This window comes from Risungbinella massiliensis (assembly GCF_000942395.1).
GTDB lineage: Bacteria > Bacillota > Bacilli > Thermoactinomycetales > Thermoactinomycetaceae > Risungbinella > Risungbinella massiliensis.
The window spans coordinates 1,195,137-1,219,054 of sequence record NZ_LN812102.1 but is presented as its reverse complement, the minus strand read 5'-3'; the positions used below and the strand labels follow the sequence as shown (position 1 = coordinate 1,219,054).

The 23,918-nt window shown below is 37.3% G+C and carries 23 protein-coding genes and 1 pseudogene; 15 read left to right on the top strand and 9 right to left on the bottom strand.

From position 1 onward, the window contains the following. Positions 1 to 191: 191 nt before the first annotated feature. The 6 genes and pseudogenes from VJ09_RS06370 (at position 192) to VJ09_RS06350 (ending at position 9,571) form a co-directional block, all read left to right on the top strand. Positions 192 to 1,289 carry a restriction endonuclease-related protein gene (locus VJ09_RS06370; RefSeq protein WP_044640737.1) on the top strand — a complete coding sequence of 366 codons (1,098 nt, stop codon included), beginning with the start codon at positions 192 to 194 and terminating at the stop codon, positions 1,287 to 1,289. Beyond that, on the top strand, positions 1,290 to 4,430 hold the full coding sequence (locus tag VJ09_RS06365) for a pPIWI_RE_Z domain-containing protein (protein WP_044640736.1): 3,141 nt from the start codon (positions 1,290 to 1,292) through the stop codon (positions 4,428 to 4,430). Beyond that, complete coding sequence (locus VJ09_RS06360) at positions 4,423 to 6,828, top strand: pPIWI_RE module domain-containing protein (protein WP_044640735.1); 2,406 nt, start codon at positions 4,423 to 4,425, stop codon at positions 6,826 to 6,828. The genes VJ09_RS06365 and VJ09_RS06360 overlap by 8 nt, the downstream gene beginning before the upstream one ends. 270 nt (positions 6,829 to 7,098) lie before the next feature. Further along, on the top strand, positions 7,099 to 8,559 hold the full coding sequence (locus VJ09_RS06355; protein ID WP_044640734.1) for a recombinase family protein: 1,461 nt from the start codon (positions 7,099 to 7,101) through the stop codon (positions 8,557 to 8,559). 19 nt (positions 8,560 to 8,578) lie between these two features. Continuing rightward, positions 8,579 to 8,674: pseudogene (locus VJ09_RS18030) on the top strand (helix-turn-helix transcriptional regulator); the annotation flags it as partial. Positions 8,675 to 8,938: 264 nt separating this feature from the next. Beyond that, positions 8,939 to 9,571, top strand: a complete 633-nt coding sequence (locus VJ09_RS06350) for a lysoplasmalogenase (RefSeq protein WP_052807256.1) — start codon at positions 8,939 to 8,941, stop codon at positions 9,569 to 9,571. A 191-nt stretch (positions 9,572 to 9,762) separates the two neighbouring features. On the opposite strand, the gene VJ09_RS06345 is transcribed toward VJ09_RS06350, so the two are convergent. The 3 genes from VJ09_RS06345 to VJ09_RS06335 form a co-directional block, all read right to left on the bottom strand. Then, the gene (locus tag VJ09_RS06345) at positions 9,763 to 10,098 is read right to left on the bottom strand and encodes a DUF2642 domain-containing protein (RefSeq protein WP_052807255.1); all 336 of its coding nucleotides are present in this window, start codon (positions 10,096 to 10,098) and stop codon (positions 9,763 to 9,765) included. A gap of 96 nt (positions 10,099 to 10,194) precedes the next feature. Then, positions 10,195 to 10,776: a hypothetical protein gene (locus VJ09_RS06340; protein ID WP_052807254.1), complete on the bottom strand. Its 582-nt coding sequence runs from the start codon at positions 10,774 to 10,776 to the stop codon at positions 10,195 to 10,197. A 211-nt stretch (positions 10,777 to 10,987) separates the two neighbouring features. Continuing rightward, the gene (locus tag VJ09_RS06335; RefSeq protein WP_044640733.1) at positions 10,988 to 12,109 is read right to left on the bottom strand and encodes an NAD(P)/FAD-dependent oxidoreductase; all 1,122 of its coding nucleotides are present in this window, start codon (positions 12,107 to 12,109) and stop codon (positions 10,988 to 10,990) included. 280 nt (positions 12,110 to 12,389) lie between these two features. On the opposite strand from VJ09_RS06335, the gene VJ09_RS06330 reads away from it, so the two are divergent. The 3 genes from VJ09_RS06330 to VJ09_RS06320 all read left to right on the top strand — a co-directional run bounded on the left by VJ09_RS06330 (position 12,390) and on the right by VJ09_RS06320 (position 15,221). Next, positions 12,390 to 12,851: a YndM family protein gene (locus VJ09_RS06330; protein ID WP_044640732.1), complete on the top strand. Its 462-nt coding sequence runs from the start codon at positions 12,390 to 12,392 to the stop codon at positions 12,849 to 12,851. Between the two features lie 330 nt (positions 12,852 to 13,181). After that, on the top strand, positions 13,182 to 13,364 hold the full coding sequence (locus VJ09_RS06325) for a hypothetical protein (protein WP_044640731.1): 183 nt from the start codon (positions 13,182 to 13,184) through the stop codon (positions 13,362 to 13,364). A gap of 324 nt (positions 13,365 to 13,688) precedes the next feature. Beyond that, entirely contained in the window at positions 13,689 to 15,221 is a 1,533-nt protein-coding gene (locus tag VJ09_RS06320; RefSeq protein ID WP_044641649.1) for an esterase/lipase family protein, read from the top strand. Positions 15,222 to 15,278: 57 nt separating this feature from the next. On the opposite strand, the gene VJ09_RS06315 is transcribed toward VJ09_RS06320, so the two are convergent. The 5 genes from VJ09_RS06315 to VJ09_RS06295 form a co-directional block, all read right to left on the bottom strand. Beyond that, a complete protein-coding gene (locus VJ09_RS06315) occupies positions 15,279 to 15,476 on the bottom strand; it encodes a YwbE family protein (RefSeq protein WP_044640730.1) in 198 nt (65 codons plus the stop codon). A 100-nt stretch (positions 15,477 to 15,576) separates the two neighbouring features. Then, entirely contained in the window at positions 15,577 to 15,885 is a 309-nt protein-coding gene (locus VJ09_RS06310) for a heme biosynthesis protein HemY (RefSeq protein WP_044640729.1), read from the bottom strand. 74 nt (positions 15,886 to 15,959) lie between these two features. Then, entirely contained in the window at positions 15,960 to 16,337 is a 378-nt protein-coding gene (locus VJ09_RS06305; RefSeq protein WP_052807253.1) for an IDEAL domain-containing protein, read from the bottom strand. 125 nt (positions 16,338 to 16,462) lie between these two features. Beyond that, a complete protein-coding gene (locus VJ09_RS06300) occupies positions 16,463 to 16,882 on the bottom strand; it encodes an Rrf2 family transcriptional regulator (RefSeq protein WP_044640728.1) in 420 nt (139 codons plus the stop codon). 304 nt (positions 16,883 to 17,186) lie between these two features. Next, complete coding sequence (locus tag VJ09_RS06295; RefSeq protein WP_044640727.1) at positions 17,187 to 18,086, bottom strand: TetR/AcrR family transcriptional regulator; 900 nt, start codon at positions 18,084 to 18,086, stop codon at positions 17,187 to 17,189. A gap of 192 nt (positions 18,087 to 18,278) precedes the next feature. On the opposite strand from VJ09_RS06295, the gene VJ09_RS06290 reads away from it, so the two are divergent. The 3 genes from VJ09_RS06290 (at position 18,279) to VJ09_RS06285 (ending at position 20,852) form a co-directional block, all read left to right on the top strand. Next, complete coding sequence (locus VJ09_RS06290; protein ID WP_044640726.1) at positions 18,279 to 19,781, top strand: DHA2 family efflux MFS transporter permease subunit; 1,503 nt, start codon at positions 18,279 to 18,281, stop codon at positions 19,779 to 19,781. Positions 19,782 to 20,235: 454 nt separating this feature from the next. Next, positions 20,236 to 20,358, top strand: a complete 123-nt coding sequence (locus VJ09_RS18955) for a hypothetical protein (RefSeq protein WP_267904272.1) — start codon at positions 20,236 to 20,238, stop codon at positions 20,356 to 20,358. A 26-nt stretch (positions 20,359 to 20,384) separates the two neighbouring features. Further along, positions 20,385 to 20,852, top strand: coding sequence for an alpha/beta hydrolase (locus tag VJ09_RS06285; RefSeq protein ID WP_230199135.1), 468 nt, complete (start codon positions 20,385 to 20,387; stop codon positions 20,850 to 20,852). A 166-nt stretch (positions 20,853 to 21,018) separates the two neighbouring features. Here VJ09_RS06285 and VJ09_RS06280 read toward each other — a convergent pair whose 3' ends face one another. Further along, positions 21,019 to 21,201 carry a hypothetical protein gene (locus tag VJ09_RS06280; RefSeq protein ID WP_044640725.1) on the bottom strand — a complete coding sequence of 61 codons (183 nt, stop codon included), beginning with the start codon at positions 21,199 to 21,201 and terminating at the stop codon, positions 21,019 to 21,021. A 158-nt stretch (positions 21,202 to 21,359) separates the two neighbouring features. On the opposite strand from VJ09_RS06280, the gene VJ09_RS06275 reads away from it, so the two are divergent. The 3 genes from VJ09_RS06275 to VJ09_RS06265 all read left to right on the top strand — a co-directional run bounded on the left by VJ09_RS06275 (position 21,360) and on the right by VJ09_RS06265 (position 23,888). After that, entirely contained in the window at positions 21,360 to 22,262 is a 903-nt protein-coding gene (locus tag VJ09_RS06275; RefSeq protein ID WP_044640724.1) for an ATP-grasp domain-containing protein, read from the top strand. Positions 22,263 to 22,382: 120 nt separating this feature from the next. Beyond that, positions 22,383 to 23,126 carry a nucleoside phosphorylase gene (locus VJ09_RS06270; RefSeq protein WP_044640723.1) on the top strand — a complete coding sequence of 248 codons (744 nt, stop codon included), beginning with the start codon at positions 22,383 to 22,385 and terminating at the stop codon, positions 23,124 to 23,126. A 156-nt stretch (positions 23,127 to 23,282) separates the two neighbouring features. Further along, on the top strand, positions 23,283 to 23,888 hold the full coding sequence (locus VJ09_RS06265) for an ECF transporter S component (RefSeq protein WP_044640722.1): 606 nt from the start codon (positions 23,283 to 23,285) through the stop codon (positions 23,886 to 23,888). Positions 23,889 to 23,918: the final 30 nt, after the last annotated feature.

Below are 23,918 nucleotides of genomic sequence, written 5' to 3'. Positions count from 1 at the left end.
CGAAATTAATATTATAAGGTAATGACTCAATTAAAGGGTGTTTATAGAAGGAGCCCCATCTGAAAAAAGTAGAAGATGGTAAGTTTCTTATTATTATGTATAAAAAAGGAAATTAAAATAGAAAGGAGAAGAGTAATTATGATAGGGTAACATTTTTGGAATATGTAATTAGCTAATAGGAGGTAGGTTTGTTGGAAGACATTCATAGAGTTCAAGAACTTTTATATATTCAAATCAAAGCTCTCCAAGCCTTAAATAAAAATGAAAGCCCGAATAAAAATAGAAAAGTTATTAGACAATCTCATCAGCAGTTAGCTTGTTTTTTTCTAGATTTAAGTATTATTCCGCCGGCATCGATTAATCAATGGTTAGAGATACATACTAAACCACTTTTAGACTGGCTCCCAGAAAAATACAGTGAGTTACCAATTAACTTTGAGTCTGCTCTGTATGATCTAGAAATTAATGAGATAAGTGAACAAGCGTATTGGTTTCTAAAATATACTGGTAATCCAAGAGATTACCAGACGAAGCCGGTTTTAGAAGTAATTAGTTATTGTGCCAGTTATCCTGTTCCATATCAAAAGGGATATGTTACTTTCCGTAAAATATTAGCAGATAAGAAATTTGCTGTTTTATCTGAAAATGGGTTAGAAAAACTATTGGATTCAATTGAAGATCTTTTTATAAAAAAACAACTAGAGCAGTGTTATGAAAGATTAGAGAATTGGAGGGAATATAGGGTTTGTCCAAATTGCGGGTATACCTTACATTTTAAAAATGGTAACTGGCAGTGTGGAAAGTATAATGTTTGTGGGAAAATTAGTGGAACACGTTTTTCCAACTGGAATTTTGTTAATCCTAAGCCATTTAATTTTAAAGATGAGGAAAAAACTTATCGCTTAAAACATGGTGTTCATAGTTCTGTTCTGGTTCCGGGAATATCAGAATTAAGGATTTTTTCACGCCTAACATCAATATACCAGGTCGAATTGTATCCTAATATTGATAGAGATGGAGATATTCGAGTTATATTAGAAAATGAAGTAATTGATTTTGATGTGAAAAGTTATAGAAGTCCCGATGGATTGGCATTTCAAATTCAGGAAAATTTACAGAAAAATGAAAATGGTCATCTCCCGATTTATATTGTTCCTTATGAATATACAGCAAGTTGGAGACCTGGATATATAAAGAGAGTTAAATCATTTTTTGCAAATGAAGATGGGATTCAAATTTTATCGGAAAGTAAGCTAGCAAACTTCCTTCGTGAAAAGGCGGAAAAATAAATGGGAAGACTTGATCTTTATCAGTGGTTTGTTTCTTGTACTTCAAGAGAGTATATAGATAGCTTATTTCCAACTGTTACAGATCGATCTTCATGCAGAAGATTGATGGAAGTAGAATTTGTTCTTTACATAACAGAGAAATTTGCTATCCATAAAAAAATACCAATAGAACAATATGACGTTCTTTTTTCAGGATATCAGCACTTGTATGTAAAAGATCAACTGATCCAGAGAGTAATCAAAAGAATCAAGTGTCTGAACTTCCATTTTAGTTTTGGCGGTTGGTTTGATTGGTTGCATAATTACTTAGAAGTTCCAAAGCAATATCGATTATTTGATGTAGAAAAAAAAGAAGATCCAACACTAAAATTGATAAAAAATTTTCCACCAGTAGCAGGAACAAAGCGTGAGGAGTATTATCAAACCTTTATCGAAGAGGTAATTCCTTTCCAAGGATCTAGACGGAAATTTGCTCAGTTAGGAAAAACGTACTTTTATGATCGTGGTGAAAATGAAATATCTGTTACATTGCCAAAGAAATTACCTTATTTAACTGAAGAGATGCAAGAGAATTGGATTACGTTAAGCTCAGAAGTGAGTTCAGGTGAAAACGGGACTCTATTAGGAAAAGAGATGGATGATATCCTATCAAACAACCAAAAAAAATCTAAGAATTACAAGAAGAGATTATCTGAGTTGCAGCTACTTCCAATTAACCATAAGAATTCATTTGAATATGAAGGGCTTCAGCATATATTGGGAGGATTAGGAGCTGGTAAATCTACTTTTGTCATCGCACAAACTTATTTTAAGTGTAAGTATCAAAATGCTACAGTTGGAATCATTGAGTCAAGAGTAGATGATATAGTCCAAAAGGCACAGGAACTACGAGATTTAGGATTGAAAGTAGTTACTTTTATCGGAAAGTCTGAAAGAAATAAGTATGAGGAGAACAGGCTGTTTAAAAAGTCAGTATCCGAAATGATCCAAGACACAGGATTAGAAGATGTTTCGTCGTTTTGTTTAATTCAAGCGTTGGCAGAAGATGAAATATTTATAGATTCTTATCCGTGCCATGACTTATATGTACATAGCGGAAAGAAAAAGAGAAAAAAGGTAAAACATTTGTGTCCTCTAGCTCATCACTGTGGAATATATCATAATTATAAAGATTTTAATGATGCAGATGTCTTCATTACAACTCCTGCAGCACTTACACAAACTACTGCTCCAATAATGATTTTCGGGAATAGAAAGACAGTTTATGAGCTATTTTATCAAAAGCTTGATATTGTTTTCGTTGATGAGGCTGACGCTACCCAGCAAACAATAGATCAGTTATTTATGATGAATCAACAACTTATTGGAAATCGAAATTGCATAGTAGAAAAAGCTGTGTATGATATTACTAACTCGATTACAGGAATTTATGAGCAAAGTGGAATAATTACAGAATATAGCAAACGAAAAAACATGATGGATCAAGCAGCAAGAAAGATGTATGAAATCGTACTTTCAAGTAATAGATTGAAAAATAATCTGAAAAGAAAAGTAACTTTTAAAGACTTTTTGCTCCATGATCTAAAAAAAGAAGTTGATAAATGGAATATTACTCCTGAAAAAAAAGAACTTACAAAAAGGATTTTGTCTCATTGGAATCAATATCCCGATCTGGAGGATGCTTTTTGGGACAATCATGCCAGTGAAGCTAGAAAAATAGTTAAGTTGTTAGAAGGAAAAACATCTTCCAATTGGCGTGATTGCACCCCTTTTGGAATTGAAGATCTATTTAACATTAAATTGAGCGTGCCAGAACATAAATTAGAGGAAATAAACGCTCGGTGGAGATTTGTATTTTGGCTGTGCTGTTTTGAATCTTGTTATAGTTATATAGAATCTAATCAGGATATCGTCCGTCAAAAAATTGACGACTTCTCAGTGGATGTACCATTTGGGAATCGGAATAATGAGTTAATTCCACACTTGCCTACTCCGATGACAGGGTTTCGTTATGGTTATGAACTGGTTGAAGATCCTGCTACGAAAGACCCAATTCTAAGGTTATTTGGGTATTACACAGTGGGACGTGAGTTAATTTATCAATGGTCTAATTTGTTTCAACACTGTGGAGATCTGAAAGGACCTGCAATTGTATTATTATCAGGTACTACATTATCGCCAGTGAAGACAGCTTATACTCTTTCTCAGCCTTCACAATGGTTACTAACTTCACCTAATCAGTCTCATCAGCTAGAGCAATTTATCTGGAACAAATTCACCTATCGAATATCTGGAAAAAATAGAGAAGAGCGTGATGTTAACTTAAAACTATTAACCAAACATTTGATTCCTGAGATAAAAGATCAGTTAGCATCATGGAAAAGATGGGGGGACGAAAATAACAAGAAACGGGGAAGAGGTGTGCTGTTAATTGGCAATTCCTATGCGGATTGTGACGTGGTTGCATCAACGTTGGATAGGGAAGATAAAGGATTGAGATTTCGATCTCTAACAAAAAAAGCAGATTTTGATTATCACATTACACGAAATGATTTGACCCGTGAAGCGGAAGAAGTTGATGTATTAGTTGCTCCTTTGGGAGCGATAAACAGAGGATTAAATTTGGTTGATGAATATGGGGAGGCGTTGTTTGGAACGGTTTTCTTTTTGGTCCGCCCATACCCAACTCCTGAAGATGTGCTTTATATGTTAACAGCACTCCATAGTATGATGGATGATTACTTGCTGGATTTAAAGAACAGGAATTTAACCGCTGTAGAGAAAATCAAGAAATTAAGGATTAGAGCAAATTCTTTATTCCAGACAATGTATGTAACTCCAGAATATTGGACTGCGTTAAAAGACGACGATCGTAAGCGTTTAGCTTGGTTTTTGTTTGTTAACATATGGCAAATGATTGGACGACTGATCAGAGGTGGAGCACCTGCTAGAGTATATTATTGTGATGCTTCTTTCTATCAAAGGATTGATGATGAGCCGACACTTCTAGAAGTTTGGTATAAATTGTTTAGTGAAAGCGAAGGTCATGAGTACCAAGCTTTGTATGGACCGTTTATTCAATCTTTAAATAAGTTGATTGAACGGCAAATAGTAAGTGAAGAGGAGGATGAACATGAGTAGTCAGGACAATTTTTTAGAGTTAATGTCAGTCGAAGTAACTAATTACGTTCCAGACAAACCCCTTTACTTTTTGTATTGTCCAAAAAGCTGGAGTGCGGAAGTAAAAAAGCAGTCACAAACCACAAATTACGAGCTAGAGTTCAGACTCACGAGATTGGGCGAAGAATTATATCAGATGTATCCTGATTTACTTAGCTATTCATTTAAACATGCCGTATTTCAAGGAAAAAGTCCCATGTTTGTTTCCTTGCGCCCAATTAGTATTGACGAAATTGCTGAGCATTTTAGACGACACGGACGACAAGTCGGCAAACGATTGTTTTTTAATGAGCAAATGGCAGAATGGTTACTGGGTGATGCGGCTAGTATTAAAGACAATATTTTTGATTGGTTACCAGCATATTTTGCCAGACAATTTGTTGAGAAACAGCCTTTGTTTGATGTTGCTAATGAAAATGGAGAAATTGTTGAGCGATTGAAGTTTTTCCTTGTAAAAAGAAATCCAGTGGGCTGTATGACAGAGCTCTATTCCAAGGGGGGAAAATATTACTCTTATGGTGTGAATTTTACTATTGAAACTTTCCCAAATCAGTCGGACAGAACTTTTCTTTTTATAAAACCTGTCCATCATCGATTTATTACAAGAAAGATAAATGATAAGAAGCAAGTACGCAGTAAAAAGGATGGAAGTATTTTCGTAAGGAGGAATCTGTCTAATTTGCATCCGTTTATTTCTTTACCAGTAAGCAAGGATATGGATGCTAAGGATGGAGAACCAGTACTCAAATGGCGAGACAGAAGAACAGTAGAGTATCTAAACTTATTTTTGGGAAAAGAATTGTCATTAAGTAATTTATTACAAGATCCAATGCAATATATAAATATGAGCCAAGAGGCAACAGCGTGTATTCTCTATAATCCTAATACTTTTGTAAAGGGAAATGATGTAATTGAACTTGGACTAGGATTGCCTGAGCGTAAGCGTTTATATCACCTTGTGCATCAAACATTAGACTTGCCACCTTCATTGACTACTGAAAAAACATTGTTTAACAGAGGAAAAGGGTATCATCTTTTTCCATTGGTCGTTAATGAGCCAACACAACTAGATATTCAATGCCATGTGTCCAAAGTACATTATGATACATTAAACGAAGTTCTATTGAATAGATCAAACAAAAAAAAGAATCATTTGTCGTTTGAATGTGAGAGTTTAGGAGATGGTTCTTTTGCATTTCAGGCAAATCAACATCCATTAGTTATTAATCTTCATCACATACCTGATAGTTATGTTGTTAGAGAAATTGATCCTGCTAAACCTCTTGATTCAGTTGATTTGATTAGAAAGTATATCCAGCTTACTAAGAAACATATAAAGAACTCTTCAGCAGCTATTATTGACATCAAGGAAAAAAAGAAATGGAAAGAAATTGATCCAAAGGAATTTGTTCGTTATGCTTTCTGGAATGAGAAAATGCTATCACAATTTTTAGTTGATGATGATAATGACATAGAATATCGAGTACATAATGCTCTTCTTGATCTACTTAAGGATTTTGGAATTTATTCAGGGAATCTTTTGACTAATGATCAAGATACATGGTTGTTCGTTAGAGGTAATAGTATTTCTTCTCTTCCAAAAGTAATGATTTCACGATATAAGAATCATCGGATCGATTATCTTTTACAAGATTCTAAAATTGGATGGAACTCTTTACAAAATCTAGTTTTAAATCCAGATGGATTAAGAAGAAGTTTGAAATCCAAAAAGAATGGAAAAGAGAAAGTTATAAATGAGGCAACTATATTTATTGAAAGAATTTTAGAGGATGAACTGACATGTTCTGATTCGAATGTGTATGTCATCTTTGATCGTGGTTCACTTACAAAAATGTATAAGTCAGTTGATAACAATAGATTGTCAGATGGTAACTGGAAGTTTGTGAATAATGAGTTATCTTTTAACGAACGCTTAAAGATCATCCGGATGACTAATTCTACTCAACGTGGTGTTCCAGAGTATATTAGTCACTTAAAAGGAAAAGAAGAGCATTTTATTTCAGGTTTATACTTCTTGGATGGAAGGTTTTACAGTTTAGCTCCCAAAGGTGATCTTATTCAAGAGTCGCCAAAAAGGGAAAGGTCATACTTTGATAAAAGTTTACGCCAGCCGGATTTATTGGAATTTTTCCCTGTAGGAAATCACAGGGATTTGCAGGAAAAAGAGTTATCTATAAGTCAGTTACACTACTGGAGGAGAGCATCAGTCTCTTTTAAAGAATCAACAATTGCGCCTGCCCCTATGCATACATTAGGCACTCTGAGAAAATACATGGATATGCATAGTAAGGTCAATAAGGTTTTTACATTGGCAGAAACTAGCTTTAAGAACAAATAAACTGTCCACCACATGATCGCATTTTAACAACACTATGATAAACTCGGGGCATTTAGATGGCAACCTGGCTCAGTTACACTAGCAGTGTAGAGGTTAGAAGTTCGATTCTGCTATGTTTCATCAACCAAACCCTCGATGTTTCGGGGGGGTTTTTATTTTTAGGTCTTTTTTCTAGGAGCAATTGAGCTACTCCTTCTTGTTGTTTGAGGATCTAGATGGAAAGTATCTAATGCAATATAATTAACTCAATACATAGTAAGGGGTTAATAAATGAATACTCGTTATGCGATTTATGTACGTGTCTCTACAGATAAAGACGAGCAAATATCGTCTGTAGAAAACCAAATAGATATCTGTCGAAACTGGATAGAACGCCAAGGACTAGAATGGAATGAAAACTGCATCTTTAAAGACCACGGAATAAGTGGCACTCTTTTTCTTGAACGTCCAGCTATCCAACAAATCTTAGCTAAGGCAAAGAAAAAAGAGATAGATATGGTTGTATTTAAATCCATCAGTCGTTTGGCACGTGATTTAAAGGACTCACTTGAGATACGAGAAGTATTTATCGCACACAATGTACGGATTATCTCTGTTGAAGAGGGTTATGACTCTCATAAAGCAGGGAAAAACGACATGGCATTTGAACTTTGGTCACTCTTTTCTGCTCAGTACAGTAGAACACTATCTGCTGGTGTATCAGCTGCTCTTGCTGCTAAAGTACGCAGAGGAGAGCACATAGGGAAGATTCCTTATGGTTTTGATAGGGAAGATGGGAAACTCAAAATTTTGGAGGATGAAGCTAGAGTCGTTCGAATGATCTTTAACTGGTATAACCAAGGTTGGGGTTTTAAAAGGATTACAAAGGAGTTAAACAGCCTAGGTATTCCATCAAAACAAAATAACAAATGGCAGATGACTTCTGTACAGAGGTTGATTGGAAATCCTATTTGCTGCGGAGATTTTATCCTGAACCAGTATACATCAGTTAAAGCTGGTGGACGTAAAAAGCAGATACGTAACTCTCCGGAACAGTGGCTTTGGTTTAGAGATCACCATCCTGCAATTATCACTAGAGAAGAATGGGAACAAGCAAACCCAAATCGAACGAACAAGAATAAGATCACTCCATGGAATGATCTAAGAGGGATTCTCAAGTGTGGCAATTGCGACTCCAACATGGTGGTTCTACAATCGCATAAAGTTTTGAGTACTGGTAAAAAGAAACACTTTCGGTATATAAAATGTTCGCGATATAGACGGATGGGATCAGATGGTTGTGTAAATCATGAACCTATTACTTATGAAGAAGTAAGGACTTTTTTAATCGAGACACTTTTGGAAAAAGGACGATCCATTAACTTAAACCTGACGAACAATCCATTTAGTGATCGTGAAGAACAGATAAAAGAAGCTCAGAAAGCCTTAAAAACAGTACAAACCAAGAAACAACAACTAGTTGATCTTTATCTCGATCAGTTAATAACAAAGACTGAATTCGAAGAGAAGCGGGCAGAGCTGGATAGTCAGACACAACATATTGAAGAGCAGCTAGCACTTCTCCAACAAAATGACTATCAAGTAAGGCAAATTAAGACTATCCAAGAAGCTTTTAATGCCTTGGAAGAACAAAACCAAGACCTGTTGAATGTATTCAAAACCTTATTGGATAAGGTGATCCTACAACCGAATTTGGAAATAGACCTTGTATATTCGTTTGAGAAACCTTAGTATGTCTAATGGTTTGCAAAGGGTACACATCAGTAATGTGATGCAAAAACTAGCGGTCAAAGGACGCTCGCAAGCCGTGGTGGAACTCGTCCGTCTGGGAGAATTGGAGATTTAAGGAATGGCCCTGCCATGTGGATGGTAGGGTGTTTTTGTTGTGAGGAGTATTAGATAATGAAGAAGAACAGTTACAGCAATATAATCTCTCTGCACCTTCAATTTGATCTGGAACAGGCTAAAATTAGGTCGGTTAAGGATATTCCATTTGAGTGTTATTCAGGATCATCTTATGTTTTATAGATTACAAAGGTAGAATGTATTATGGAGGGAATAAATTTTGTAATATTCGGTCTTATACATGAAAAGGAGATGGAATAAACCATTGCTTATTTGCTTACTTTTGTTCGTTGGGCTTTCGATAGGGGGATATCTAGTAGCGATTACTTGCCAAGCATATACGTGGAAATATGTTTTAAAGCCAGGAACCATGGTTCTGATTATGATCATCGCCTATTTAAAGGTAGACGAAGTAGGGATCTTTGGCTGGCTTATTTTACTGGGCCTCTTCTTCTCAATGTTGGGAGATATTTTTTTAATGCTACCATCCGATCGATTTATACTAGGGTTGGTTTCCTTTTTTATTGCCCATGTCATCTATGTAGTTGCATTTCCAGCAAAGAGGGAAATATCAGGTGTAACACTGTTTGAAATCTTTGTATTAGTAGCTATTGCAACTATATTCTTTCTCTATTTGCGATCCGGAGTGAATCAGGAAGGGGGAATCATCTTACAAGTTGCTGTGCTTTTGTATATCTCGGTGATTTCTCTTATGGTGTTCCGTGCCTTGCAAAGTGGGATGTTTTTTTTAATAGTTGGCGCCTTCTTATTTTATCTGTCGGATGCTATTTTGGCGTGGAATCGTTTTGTAAGAAAATATAGATGGGGTGAATTGGGAGTGATGATCACCTATTTCTTAGCCCAAACGCTCTTTGCTGTAAGTCTTTGGTTCTTATAAATATAAAAGGATGAGGAAGATAAAAAAATTTTTTATTTCACTTATAGCGATATTTTCTTTATTTTATCTATATTTTTTTGTAGGAGGTTAGAAGGAATTAGAACTTGATACTGTGGATCTTATGGATACGGAGTTGCAAAAATCTTTATTTGAACATAATAGGTGATAAATTCCTAGACAAAAAGAGCAGGCTACTTTTTCGTAGCCTGCTTCTCTTCGTATGAGATCGGAAATCCTTCGAAAGATACAATCTGTGCGATCCGGATATGCAACGCTTTTTCACTCACGTCGAGTTGGATATGGTCAACAGCAACACCTGTTAGAACCCCTTCTATCTCACCAATCGTTGTGGTGACTATAATACGCTGACCTCTGTGTCTACTTAAATGATCGACAAAGACAGGCTCGATGTTCGTTATATATTGATTTGATTGGGGGACTACTGGTTCGGAAAAAATATACGTAGGTACGGTAGGTTGTTGATTCACATACATCGGTTGTACGATTGGAGTCAACTTTTTATGCATAATATTATGTCTCCTTTGCGTATATCCATTCTCTACTATATATGAGGTGATGGAAGTACTCATGACACAAGGTTTAGGATATACGAAGAGGAAGTTCTATAGTGCTGTCCAATGACCAAAGTTTAATAAGAAATATTGTTCGTCGTTTGCTCTTCCACGTTTCCGTGCTTGAATTGCACGTTGCCAAACTCGTTTAGGAGTCCAAACGTTTGTATTAGTTAAAACGCACGAGGTTTTTTCCTTTTGATCTGTTCGCTCGATAACCCATGTATTCCCTTGCCAACTCGGAGCAAAACGAGTACGAGTGTGCCAACGAGCTTGGTATCGATAATTTCCCTCGCACCAGTTAAACTTGATTTGCTTATAACTATTTTTGTATTCCACTTTTATGAAAGCACTAACAGGAATTCGAATAGGTGCAGATAAGGAGAGATGGGAGCGGATCCTCTGTTCCTGAAATTGCGCTTTCCATTCCAGTTTACTCATGCTCCTATCACCCGGTTTGGCTCTATATCCTCTTTTTGCTAGACCAAGATCATAGGTGTTTGTGTTTTCCTGCTGGCCGCTATCTTTCTGACTCCAGAGAATAAACTTCTGACTTAGATTGGCGTAAGTTCCTTTAAACATTTGGTAAACACTTTCTAATGAATGAAGAAAAGCGATATTCCACTTTTTCATTTGACCTTCTACCCCCTAAATTCTATTGAGAATTAGTAGTTTTGTAGATCTACTTCATTATAGGCAATAGATGGGGAAAAGAAGTTCAAGGGTTTAAAAGATTTGTTAAATTTTGCTTGGATTTCGAGTGTGCTAATCGTAAGGGAAGTAAAAAGAATCTGCTAAAATAGCAGATCCCCAATCAAGAAGTTTCTTAGAGTTTATATTTGATTTAGTTCTCTATGGCACCTTGCACATCATAGAGTTCCAGATCGATGTCTAGTACTTGGCCTAGAGAGAGCTTTGCTAATTGTGATCCGATATACGGACCCATTGTTAAGCCAGAAGCCCCCAATCCATTCGCGATAAAAATCCCTTTCCAATGAGGTAACTCCCCAATTATAGGGAGGAAACCTGGAGTGAAGGGGCGAAATCCGACTCTTGCTTCTAAGAACGTGCTATCGGCTAAGCCTGGTGCAATATCTAACGCTTTGTTGAAAATTTCCTGCAAACCGCTAGCCGTAACCCGTGTGTCATACCCATTGATATCATTTTCATGCGTTGCTCCGATTATGATTCTTTGATCTTCAAAAGCTAACAGATACTGATCACTAGGTGGCATGACAACAGGCCATTCGTTTGTGTTGGTATCTGGCAACATCAGATGAACGATTTGCGCTTTTTGATAGGTTACTTGTAGATGAACACCTAGCGGTTGTAATAATGGCTTTGCCCATGCGCCGGCACAAACTATTACGTTGTCGGCATCGATGGACTCTCCTGATACCATTACTCCTGTTACACGTTTCTCGCTGAATTGGAGAGTAGCATCGCCGTGTATAAAGGTGGCGCCGTTTTTTTGCGCAGCACGTAATAGGGCATTGCGAAGGGCACGTCCATCGACACGAGCGGCACCACTAATATGTAATCCTGCATAGTCAGATGTGAGTGGTGGAAATAACGCATTTACTTCATTTAAAGAAAGCTGAGTGATTTCCCCTATTTCGGGAGCATCTTCTTTACGGGTAGTAGCACGTTTCTCCATTTTGAGTATTTTTTCTAATTCCTTATGTATGCTAATTGCCCCAACTTGAGCATAACCAGTTTGTGTTTCACCATCATGTTCTAATTGTTTAATCAAACTTGGATAAAAGCGTGCTCCTGCCTTCGCTAGCTGGTACCAAGCCTGATTTCGTCGTTGCGATAACCATGGACATATGATGCCTGCTGCTGCATCAGTGGCTTGTCCTTTATCTTTTCGGTCTACAATGACCACTTCCACACCTTGTTTTGCCAACTGGTAAGCTGTAGAAGCTCCTAGAATCCCCGCACCTACGATAATAAATTTCGGCATTTGTTTGCATCCTTTTCGCACAACTAATTTATTCAATTAGTTGTCTTCTATTTTATTTATTATAGCTGAGAATACTCCCACTTTTCAGTATAGCGAAAGTGGGAGATGAATCTGCGTTGGACGAGGTCTCGCAAGTCCTATCAGCCGACTTTTATCGCCTAATTGTAAAAAATGAGTAGTACCTTTTCTTTTCATTCATGAATTGTAAGGCTACTCCAAATAATCGAGGTATAAATCTCCTGTTTTTAGTACAAATTAGCTAAAGAAGGAGGTTCGGATTATGAGACCAGTAACCTTACTGTTAGTAAAATTTGTATCCTGTATGGTAGCTTTTGCGATTGGTTTGGATATTTTCTTTGATGCGACTATTGTGGATATTGTTTCTTTCAGTCTAGCTGTTACCATTATCTCCTATATTGGGGATAAAATTATTTTGCCGCGTTTTGGGAATAGAGATACGATTGTTGTCGATTTTATTATGACCTACATGAGTGTGTGGATTTTCGGTAGTGTACTCTTAGATAACTATGTGCAAATCGGCTGGGGAAGTGTCATAGCAGCAACCATCGTTACCACATCAGAGGTTTTTGTCCATCGATATGTACTTGGTCAAGAACCGGCTGAACAAAGAAATGAAGCACTCCAAACAGGATTTAATCCAAATCTAGCATTCGGAACAGAATTTGCAGAAGAAGAAAAAGAAATACGGGATCACAAAGAAAAACCAAAAGAGAAAAAGTGAATCCATCTACTAAAATAGACGCCTAGCCCTCTAGGCGTTTATTTATGTTGAAATGGAATTTTTCTAATTAAGTATGTTGTATATTTAACCCAAAACCGGCGGCGCATCTACGTTTAACTTGGATTAATGCAACAAGCTGAAATAGATAAAGTTTTTCGATAATATTGTTTATCTAAAGCGGTTTTTTCGTTACTATTATAAAGTCATCCTTGGTCTACCGGATGAAGAGAAGAGATCGCTTTTCTTTTCATCCGGCAGATCAAGCGATGATCCGATACAAATCGAGGAGCTAAATTTCAAGATCTGTCATAGAGAAGGAGGAATCTCTCTATGATGCATTTTGGTAGAGGCATTGCAAATTTTGGAGTAGTTGGACACACAACAGGAAGAAGCAGTAAACATGGAGATAAATGTCCTAATTGTCGTGGAACAGGTCAAGTCAAACCAAAAGGCCCAGTAGTATATGTAGTACCACCTAAATGTCCAAGGTGTGAAGGAAAAGGAAAAATTTAGCCCGATTTGGATCAGAGCGGTCTCAACCATATAGGTTGAACTGCTCATTTTATTTGTAAGGACAGGGCGAAACGGTTTTACTTCCTAAGATGGAGATAGACAAGTCCTTATATCTTTGATCCCACAGTAGTTAGTAGATACTGTGGTTTTATTATGAAAGAGAATGTTAGGTTATAAGCACAAGATGATTGGTTTGAAATATATGATTATGAAATTTTTTTGAATATAAATGTTATAATTAATGTGAATTACAAAATAATTTTGAAAGGGGTTGTTAGTGTGCTTAGAAAATCTAAGATTACTGCTGTTATCCTAGCACTTTTTATGGCATTTTTTTCTTTTACACCACTAATGGTTGAAGCAGGAAAGCTGACTCCTCCTGGTGAGACATTTACTCCAGGAGAGTGGTTTTTGGGGGCAACTCCACCAAATTATGATCCAAATAAGCCACCTATTGTGTTCGTTCAAGGGAAAAATGGTACTGCAAGTAGTTGGTATGGAGAAACAAGTTATCATGGTCCAAATGATATGTATGACAGCGCTTACAACGCAGGTTATCAAACAGTGTTTGTCCAGTTATATGACGCTGCGGGCAATGGTTCCTATAGTCAGTGGGATAACGGACGATTGCTAGCGACGATGTTGGAGCAAATCTATCAACGTTTTGGGAAAAAAGTAAATATTGTAGCACATAGCAAAGGGGGACCTGATACTCAAGCTGCATTGGTTCATTATGGTGCTCATCGATATGTTGGAAACGTGATAACTCTCGGTTCTCCACATCATGGTTCTCACTTAGCAGATCTATCTTATAGTTGGTGGGCTGGTTGGCTTGCTTCATTGCTCGGACAACGCGATGATGGAACCTATTCCTTGCAAGTAGGAGAGATGGCAAACTTCCGCTCGGTTACGGATTCTCATCCAAATGCAAAGCTAAATAAGTATTATACTGTCGCTGGTACTGACTGGGGTCCTATGTTCTCCGCGTTATATACAGGAGGGATGTATTTATCTTCCTATGGTTCCAATGACGGGCTAGTGAACGTTTGGAGTACAAAGCTCCCATATGGAGTTCATCTGTTTACCGATTCCAATTTGGATCATGACAATATTCGAGTGGGTTCCAAAGTATTTTCTCGGATTGAACCGAAACTTCGTACTGCTACTATAAACTCGACAAATCAAAACTTAGCAACATACCAATCCGAGCAGCCGATTATGAGTAGCTCGAATCAGACTGTTCTAGGAGGACCACTTGTCAAAAACAAATGGGACAAGCAGACTTTTGTTGTAGATACCAAGACAGATGGAGATATCTCAGTACTAACAGCAACTTCTGATACCCAAGTGAAATTAATCTCACCGTCTGGAAAAGTATATACAAATAAAAATAGTAATGTAGTAACTGGGACAGACCAATTCTATTTTATAGGTGCACATGTACAAACATTTCAATTGAAACAGATGGAAGTAGGTACTTGGTCAATCCAATTGAAGAGTAAAGCTAAAAAAGATGCATATTTTATGGTAACTCAACTCAAACAAGCTGAATCTATTTCGTTAGAATTACCAGGGAAAGTGAAGCAAACAAAAGCAAAATTTCGTTTAATGCAACCTACTAAACAGCCTAGCAATTCAGAAGCAGTGTCCTTTACCATTCGTGTTGTGGACAAAGAAGGAAGCTTGGTAGCCGAGACCCATTCGACGAAGAAGTTAGATGCTGCTAGCTTTGAGGAAAACTTACCAGAAGTGAAGCAATCTGGCGTCTATAATGTGACCATAGATGTAAAAGGGAAAAATAAAGAAGGCAAAGAGATGAACCGTACCATTGTACGTTCTGTATATATTGAAAAGTAGGAAATCACTTCTTGCTAAATACACTTAGGGCATTCGAAATGAATGCCCTAAGTGGTGTTATTTCGAAATGATCTCCTTAACTCTTCCTACTTGTCCATCTGTAAGGCGAACTTTAATTCCATGAGGATGTTTGGGAGAGTTCGTTAGAATATCTTTCACGATCCCGTGTGTTAATTTTCCTGATCTTTGGTCTTGTTTTAGTACAATATGTACTTCTAGACCAGGTTGAATGTTACTACGAATGCTTCCGTCCATGATAGTCTCCTTATGAAAATAGGTAATGGGTTGATTGGCTTTTATTATATATGATAGAGACCACTCCTAGACAGCTTTGTCTAATGAGTGGTCTCTTGGATTAGAATGAGTGGTGGTGATTTCCTTTGGATGGATTGGCTATTACAAAGCCTTCTTGCGGAATATAAAAATACTGAATCCAAACTCCATCGAGCAAATCGGCTTCTCGTTTATCCAATAAAACATCAATATCTTTGTTCGTTTTTACGATTTCGTCGTGTTCAGTAGGTGTATCCAGTTTGAAATCATAATGGGCATGGTCACCATGATTGCCTGTAACAAATACACGAACCATTTTACCTGCTGCGTCTTCTTTGCTTAACATCTCTTTTAAAATGGTGGCAGCGTTACGAGTAATCTTACATTTCATGTTTTACTTCTCCTATCCAATATTGTCTACTGTTATTATTTTCTTGAACCGTTTTTTAAAACCTTGTTGTTTATTCATTTGTACAATCTATTACGATGAGGACTAGTATCATCTAGGTTGGTATTCTGTTTCGAAGTAGTACGAATCGCGTTTAATTCAGTGGATAAATCCATAAACCATTTTTCATCTTTTGTTTGTAATGCTAGATCAATCAATTGAGCAAGTTGGTGTTCATTTTTCGTAGTGGAAATTGGAAGCCTTTCGATCGCCTTTGTTTGAAGCACCATTGTCTTTCCAGTTTGTTGATCGTTATCACATTCGACAACGTAAATCATTGCCAAGCCTTTTGTGAGATCTATATTTTGAAGGTAACCGAATAGCAATTCTCCATCCCGTGACTTTCCTTTGACCCAATCGCCTTCTTTTAATGGGGAGTTGTTGATCCATGTCACTAACAGCACACTCCTTTTAAATGTTATAAATAAAGTTACAGTTACTATTTAAAGGATAAACAGCGAAGGAGATTTTTTGTATCTGTAACTTTAGAAATTACAGTATAGGTAAAAATAAACCAATATCATGGACATTGTTTTATTTTTTGTAGAACGGCGTATATCGTAATTTGGTCCAAATATTTTTCGAAGTAAATTTCTGCTTCATGAAAAATTTGATCCATGACCTCTTGAGTATTGGATGAAATGGGACAAGTTTCTTCTGGATTCCCTGTACACCAGTGAGGCTTTAGCATTTTAGATGAGACTGTACGATAAATCTGAGCCAATGTGACTTCTTCAGGGTTACAGTCTAAAATATAGCCCCCTCCAACTCCTTCTTTTGTTTTAACAAATCCCTTTTTTCGTAGACAACCCATAATCTTTCGAATTCTAGCGGGATTTGTTGAAACATTGGTCGCAATTAATTCACTACTAGCCATGTGATCAGGAAGATGCGCTAAAAAAACTAAGCTGTGCACGGCTATGGTAAATTCGCTATTCACTGAATACGTTTCCTCTCACAGAAAGAATACTGTAATTTTAATTTATACAGTTAAGGAAGTCAATAAAGTCACTGTTAGGATATCTACCTGACATAAATTAGGTACCCGTTTTGAAGTAAACGAATACCTATTTGGTCCAATTGGATGTTGTTTTTTTATCTATTATAGCTGAAAATACTCCCACTTCTCCCTAAGTGCCGGGTAGAACATGATCGAGACCTCCATGCTGCTCAGAATAAGAGGGTCTAAGACTTCTTGCAGTAGGAACAGTTTGAGACATTCCCTATCGGTAGATGGGGAGTGTTCAAATTTCTTCTAAATAGGAATCAATTAGCTGTTTGAGTGTGTTCAGATTCTGTTTGAACGAGGCAATACTACTTTGCTTCAATGAATTTAACGCACTTTCGATAATAAATTTCCGAGATGTTGGCTGGTGAAACAGTTCTTCTTGTATAAAATCTAATAGCTCGGAGTATTTCTGTTGCTCTAGCTCGTTTACTACCTCTTTGTTCATACATTTTTTCAATTCAATGATACAGTTGAGGACTTCTTGTTCCAACTTGAGCTTCGCACTTTCACAGGTTGGTACCCATTTTTCTAATAACTGAGGGTCCAAAAGCTGTTCCCCTGTATTCGAAACTTCTTCTACCATATGGATCAATCGATTCACGCTATAGCGAATTACTTCATCTTCATTCAAATTAGTTTCTTTGGCTTTAAAGTTAAAATGGAAATTGCGATGTAAAATGCTGGTGAACATGATAGCGCAGTCAAGTAAATAAGGCTTTTTCTCTTCTCCAAAAAGCTCGATAAAACGATTATAGAACCAACTTAACTCCACAAATTGCTTTTTGTTAATGTATGCTTTTAAATCCGGATCATTGGACATGAATACTTCTTCAAACAGACGGAATAGCTTATGTTTATGATGATTTTTCATTTGAATTTGTACTTGTACGATAAATAAATCTAAATCGGTAGGATCTTTTCCGACTAATACTTTGTTTCGTTCTTTATCCAACGTTGAAAATAGCCATTTGAAAACGGCGATTAATAATTCATTTTTCGATGAAAAATAATTATAAAAAGTCCCTTTGGAAATGCCACTGTAGTCCAAGATATCTTGGATTGATGTAGCCTGAAATCCCTTTTCAATAAATAGGTGATGAGCGTTATTGATAACCTGCTGTTTTCTATTGTTCATAAAATTCACCCGAAAGTTAAATTAGACTGGCTGTCTAAAATATAATAGCTGATCTTAATCGTTTGCACAAATCATTTGATTTTAAACGATATTTTTTTGTTGAAAAAATTGAACTGAAGGTATAATATACTTTAGGTGTGTAACATATGTATAAAAAAATAAACTGACAGTTCAAGAAGGAGTATGGCATAAGTGCAATCGACTGATACTTTAAATAAACCACCATATGGCATCATTGCCATTTTATTAATCGGCGCATTTATTTCATTGTTAAATGAAACGCTGTTGAATGTAGCATTACCATCTATTATGAAAGATTTAGACGTAACAACATCTACTGTACAGTGGTTGGCTACAGGATACATGTTAGTAAACGGAATCATGATTCCAACCACGGCCTTTTTGATTCAACGCTTTACCGTTAGGGGCTTATTCTTGACTGCAATGTCATTATTTACAGTTGGGACTATTTTAGCTGGTATGTCTCCTGCTTTTTCTGTTCTGTTAATAGCCCGTGTGATTCAGGCTTCTGGGGCAGCGATTATGATGCCACTTTTAATGAACGTGATGCTAACAAGCTTCCCTATTGAGAAACGAGGATCTGCAATGGGGATCTTTGGATTAGTGATGATTTTTGCTCCTGCGATCGGACCTACATTGTCAGGGTGGCTCATCGAGCATTTCGATTGGAGAATGTTATTTCATATTGTCTCCCCAATTTCCTTTATTGTGTTAATAGCAGCGGTCTTCTTATTAAGAGATAAAAAAGAGAAGACACCGATCAACCTAGACTTCTTATCGTTAGTATTATCTACGATCGGTTTTGGCGGCTTGCTATATGGATTTAGTTCTGCCGGAGACAAAGGTTGGGATTCGCCAGAAGTTTATGGAACGATCATTGTTGGTGTGATTGGACTAGTGCTATTCATTGTCCGTCAATTTAAGTTGGAAATACCAATGCTAGAATTCCGCATCTTCCGATATCCGATGTTTGCTTTATCTTCGACCATTTCCATTGTTATCACGATGGCATTATTTTCTGCTATGTTATTGATGCCAATCTATATTCAAACCATTCGAGAAATCTCACCACTTGATTCTGGACTATTAATGTTACCAGGTGCATTAATGATGGGGATCATGTCTCCAATTACAGGTAAGCTTTTTGACAAATTTGGTGCACGTTTGCTGGCTGTAATTGGCTTAACGATTACTGCGATTACCACGTATTTCTTTAGTCAGTTGACCTTAGAGACAACCTATACAACATTGATTACGTTATACACTGTTCGGATGTTTGGTATGTCCATGGTCATGATGCCGATTATGACAAATGGACTCAATCAGTTACCAGCTCAATTTAATCCGCATGCTACTGCGATGAACAATACGCTTCAGCAAGTATCAGGAGCGATTGGTTCGGCTCTGCTGGTAACGGTGATGTCTAATCGTACTGCTACGCATGCTGAAGAATTGGCCAAGAACGTAATTAGTCAAGGAACCATTCCAACTGCCGAAATACAACACCAGATTGGGATGCAAGCGATGGTAGATGGAATCAACGATTCGTTTGCTGTATCAGTTGTTCTGGTGATCGTAGCATTGATCTTGTCGTTATTTGTGAAACGTGCAAGACCAGCAGAAGTCGATGATCCAAGAGAAGAAAAAGCAGGAAATGAGCAGTTTGCAACTTAAGAGATTAAGAAAAGAAGCCCACATCGCTTAGAAGGTGTGAGCTTCTTTTCTTTACATGACGCCCTCTTTTTTTTCGATCAAGTAATTTAGTAAAAAATTAAGTCCAATTGAGATAAGCATGCCAATTATAAAAAGATTAGTCCATGGAGGTGTGCGATTTGTAAAAAAAGCAGACATAAAAAAAGAAAACTCCAAGGTAAGCAAAGGATCAAACACAGCCATGTATTAATCGCTTTTATTTTTTTTATTATGGATAAAGAGATCAGTTTGTCTCTCATAAAAAGTAGCTCCTTTTAAACAGGGTCTCATTATATAGTGTAGCAATTTATTTATACCAACGATCCATACAGTTGTTTTTTAAAAGCGAACAAGCGAACTATTAAGTTAGTTGGCAATGTTATTCTATTACAATATCGATAATGATAATCGATTTCAATTAAAAGGAGATAGGATTTTGATAGATGGAGAGACCGATACTCAAACGATCACTTACTTAGGTAAACAATATACAGTACCCAAACAAGTCAAAAGAATTGTGATCGTGGGGTCCATGGAGTCCCAGACTGGCCAGAATTAGGAGGGGCTGATCATTTTCTTAGCTTTATAGAAAATGAATTAAAGCCAATGGTCCAAAGCCGATTAAAAATTAATCGAAAACGTCAAGCTTTGTTTGGACATTCCTTAGGAGGATTATTCGCTTTACATGTTCTATTTACTAAACTTTCTAGCTTTCAAACATATATAGCCGGAAGCCCTTCGATTTGGTGGAAAAACCGTTATCTAGTAAAAATGGCGGATGAATTCATTAGACAAAAGGAACAAATACATGAGGAAAATACCGTATGCTCTGAAACAAGTCTTCTAATTGCAGTGGGTGGACGAGAAAAGCTATTCATGATCCAAGATGCCTTGGATATGTATAAGCTGTTATCCTCAAATACTTTACCGGGACTTCGTCTGGAGTATGAATACTATGAACTAGAAGGTCATGTTACCTTGCTTCCACCACTAATCAGTCGTACATTGAAATTTGTCTTGGAGCATCAAGAGGTCCGCAACAGCTATATATAAAATTGTAGTTGTGTGACTAATGGATTTTAACCCGTTTACTCTTTTTAACCGATAACGATTGTACTTACATGAAAGATAGTAACTTTAAGAGAAGATAATCTTCTAAATGACAGCCAGTAAGTTACCTAGTTTCAATAGGTCATGTATAACTATCCACTGACTTTTTCTAGCAACGTGGGTATTCGCCTACGCCTTTTAATTGCCAATAAAGATGAACCAATTGTCGCTCGTATTTCAGATGCTTACGATAGAAGTAAATATGCTTTTCAGGGTTCATATGCTCATAATATTTTGCTAATGTACCATATAGACTGGTCTTTTGAAGAAGCTTTGCTAGGCGTTTATTCATGGAAATGCTCCTCTCGAGATATATGTTCATTAACATATGTGGAGGAGACATGAGTGGCATAGACAGTATCTCGAAAAAAAGAGCGATGATCATGACAAAAGACTAATAAAATTATTGTATATAGTACAATCGAACAGTATGAAGGAGTGGAGAAAGGAATGCATCTGATCTATTGTGCAGATCCACTAGATTCAAAAAAGATTGATATAGTTTACCAAGAAGAATCATTAGCTGCGGAGAGAGCTGGATTTTCTGTGGCTCGTATTGATTTAGAGGCTCTAATAGAAGAAGGGAACGTTACAAAGGCAGTACGTTGGGTAAAAGAGCTAGACCAACTAGAAACTGCGATCTATCGAGGATGGATGTTAAAAAAGGGACAGTATCAGCAATTGTACGAGGCATTGTTGCAACGTGGCTTACGGTTGATCAATGGGCCAAATCAATATGGAGTTTGTCACTATTTTCCATATACATATCCGATTATTCAAGAACGAACTCCTCGTTCTAGATGGATTCCAGTAGATCCAACATTCCATATGGAACAAGTTCATCAATTATTAGCACCTTTTGGAAATGTCCCTGTTATCGTAAAAGATTTTGTTAAATCTCGTAAACACGAGTGGGAGGAAGCTTGCTATATTCCGGATGCCTCCAATCGTGTTCAGGTAGAAAAGGTAGTTCAACGCTTTTTGGAATTACAGGGGAACGAGCTCAATGAGGGGATCGTCTTTCGAGAATTTATTGAATTGGAAGAATTAACAGAGCACCCACAGAGTGGTATGCCTTTAACAGTAGAGTATCGTCTGTTTTATTTGGATGGAGAATGTATCAGTCAAAGTCCCTATTGGGAGCATGGAGAGTATCATGTGGAGAATGTCCCGATAGAGCAATTTCAGGATATAGCAAAACTAGTACCAAGCCGATTCTTTACGATGGATATAGCTCAATGTAAGGATGGGTCTTGGATGATCATGGAGTTAGGAGATGGTCAGGTAGCTGGTCTACCAGAGAGGTTAGAGGTGGATGTATTTTATAAAAATATTGCAAAAGCCACTATATGAAGGTGGCTTTTTTCCCCATATTAAAAACTAATAATTCAAAACGAAAAATAGCAACCCACCCTACCCTTTTTGATGCTATATTCTAGACAGAAGGTGGATGATACAGAAAGGAGGAGTAGGGTGGAAATCGTACAACCACATATCCGGATTAGCAGTGAACTGGCAGCAGAGTACGCTCTATTACCAGGTGATCCTGGTCGAGTAGAGAAAGTAGCAAAGTATCTAGAAAATGCTCAGGAAGTTGCCTACCATCGCGAGTATAAAACAGTCGTTGGTTGGTATAAAGGGGTCAAGCTCCTTGTTACCTCGACAGGGATCGGTGGTGCATCTGCCGGCATAGCAGTAGAGGAATTAAAAAATGTTGGTGTCAAAGCCATGATTCGAATTGGAAGCTGCGGAACAGTACAACCACATATTAAGTTAGGAGATCTAATTTTAGCAGCTGGTGCCGTACGCCATGATGGAGCATCGGTTGCCTACATCGAAAAAGGGTACCCTGCTATACCAGATCCAGAGCTATACATTCGAATGGTCGACTCTGCTAAAAAATTGGATGTGTCCTATCACTGCGGAATCGTGAGAAGTCATGATAGTTTTTATACTGATGAAGAAGAACAGATTGACCAATACTGGGGGAATAAAGGTGTTCTAGCTTCTGACATGGAGACTTCTGCTTTGTTTGTGATTGGGGGACTACGTAAGGTAAAAGTGGCTTCTATTTTAAATGTAGTCGTCGAGTCAGAGGGTGACTTGGAATCAGGGATCAACGATTATGTAGATCAGCAAAATACGACTGCGCAGGGAGAAGAAAATATGATTGTTACTGCGTTAGAGACGCTTGTGGCTTATAGTCAAGATAAATAACAATAGAGTATGTTGCATAATGAACCCAAAGCTAGAGGCGAGCCTACGCTTAACTTGGGTTAATTCAACAATAAAAACAGCCTATTCTATATTTCTTCTCTATCGTTGTATATTAGTGGAAATGTAAACTGAAAGCGATTACAGGAGGGGTTTGGAATGCAAAAAAATAGTATGTGGTCATTTCGTTTTTCTACTGCTGCTCTGGTATTGATTCCAGTTGCAGTTGGGATCAACTATATTGGGAAGCTATTTGCAGGGGTTCTCAAACTGCCACTTTGGCTCGATGCAATTGGTACGATTCTAGCCAGTATGTTAGCTGGTCCGGTTATTGGGGCGATTGCTGGTGCTGTAAATAACATCATTTATGGACTGACAATGGACCCGATTTCTTTTGTTTATGGGATTACGAGTGTGTTTATTGGACTAGTAGCTGGTGTGATGACATATAAGGGATGGATTTCCAGTTGGTCCAAAGCAGTAGTAGTTGGACTAGCAGTGGGAATCACTGCAGTAATTATCTCTACGCCGCTCAACGTGGCATTCTGGGGTGGACAAACAGGGAATATCTGGGGTGATGGGCTCTTTGCGATCGTGATGGCAAATACAGGGTCTGTATGGCTAGCTTCTTTCTTAGATGAGTTAGTAGTCGATCTGCCAGATAAAGTGATTACGGTTCTCGCAAGCTATGCTATTTTTAGAGGTCTTCCTAACAACGTCAAACAGCTTTACCGCAATGAGAACAAATTAGAGTCTCTGGATTAGTTTAGAGAACCATTTTTAGTATACGGAGAG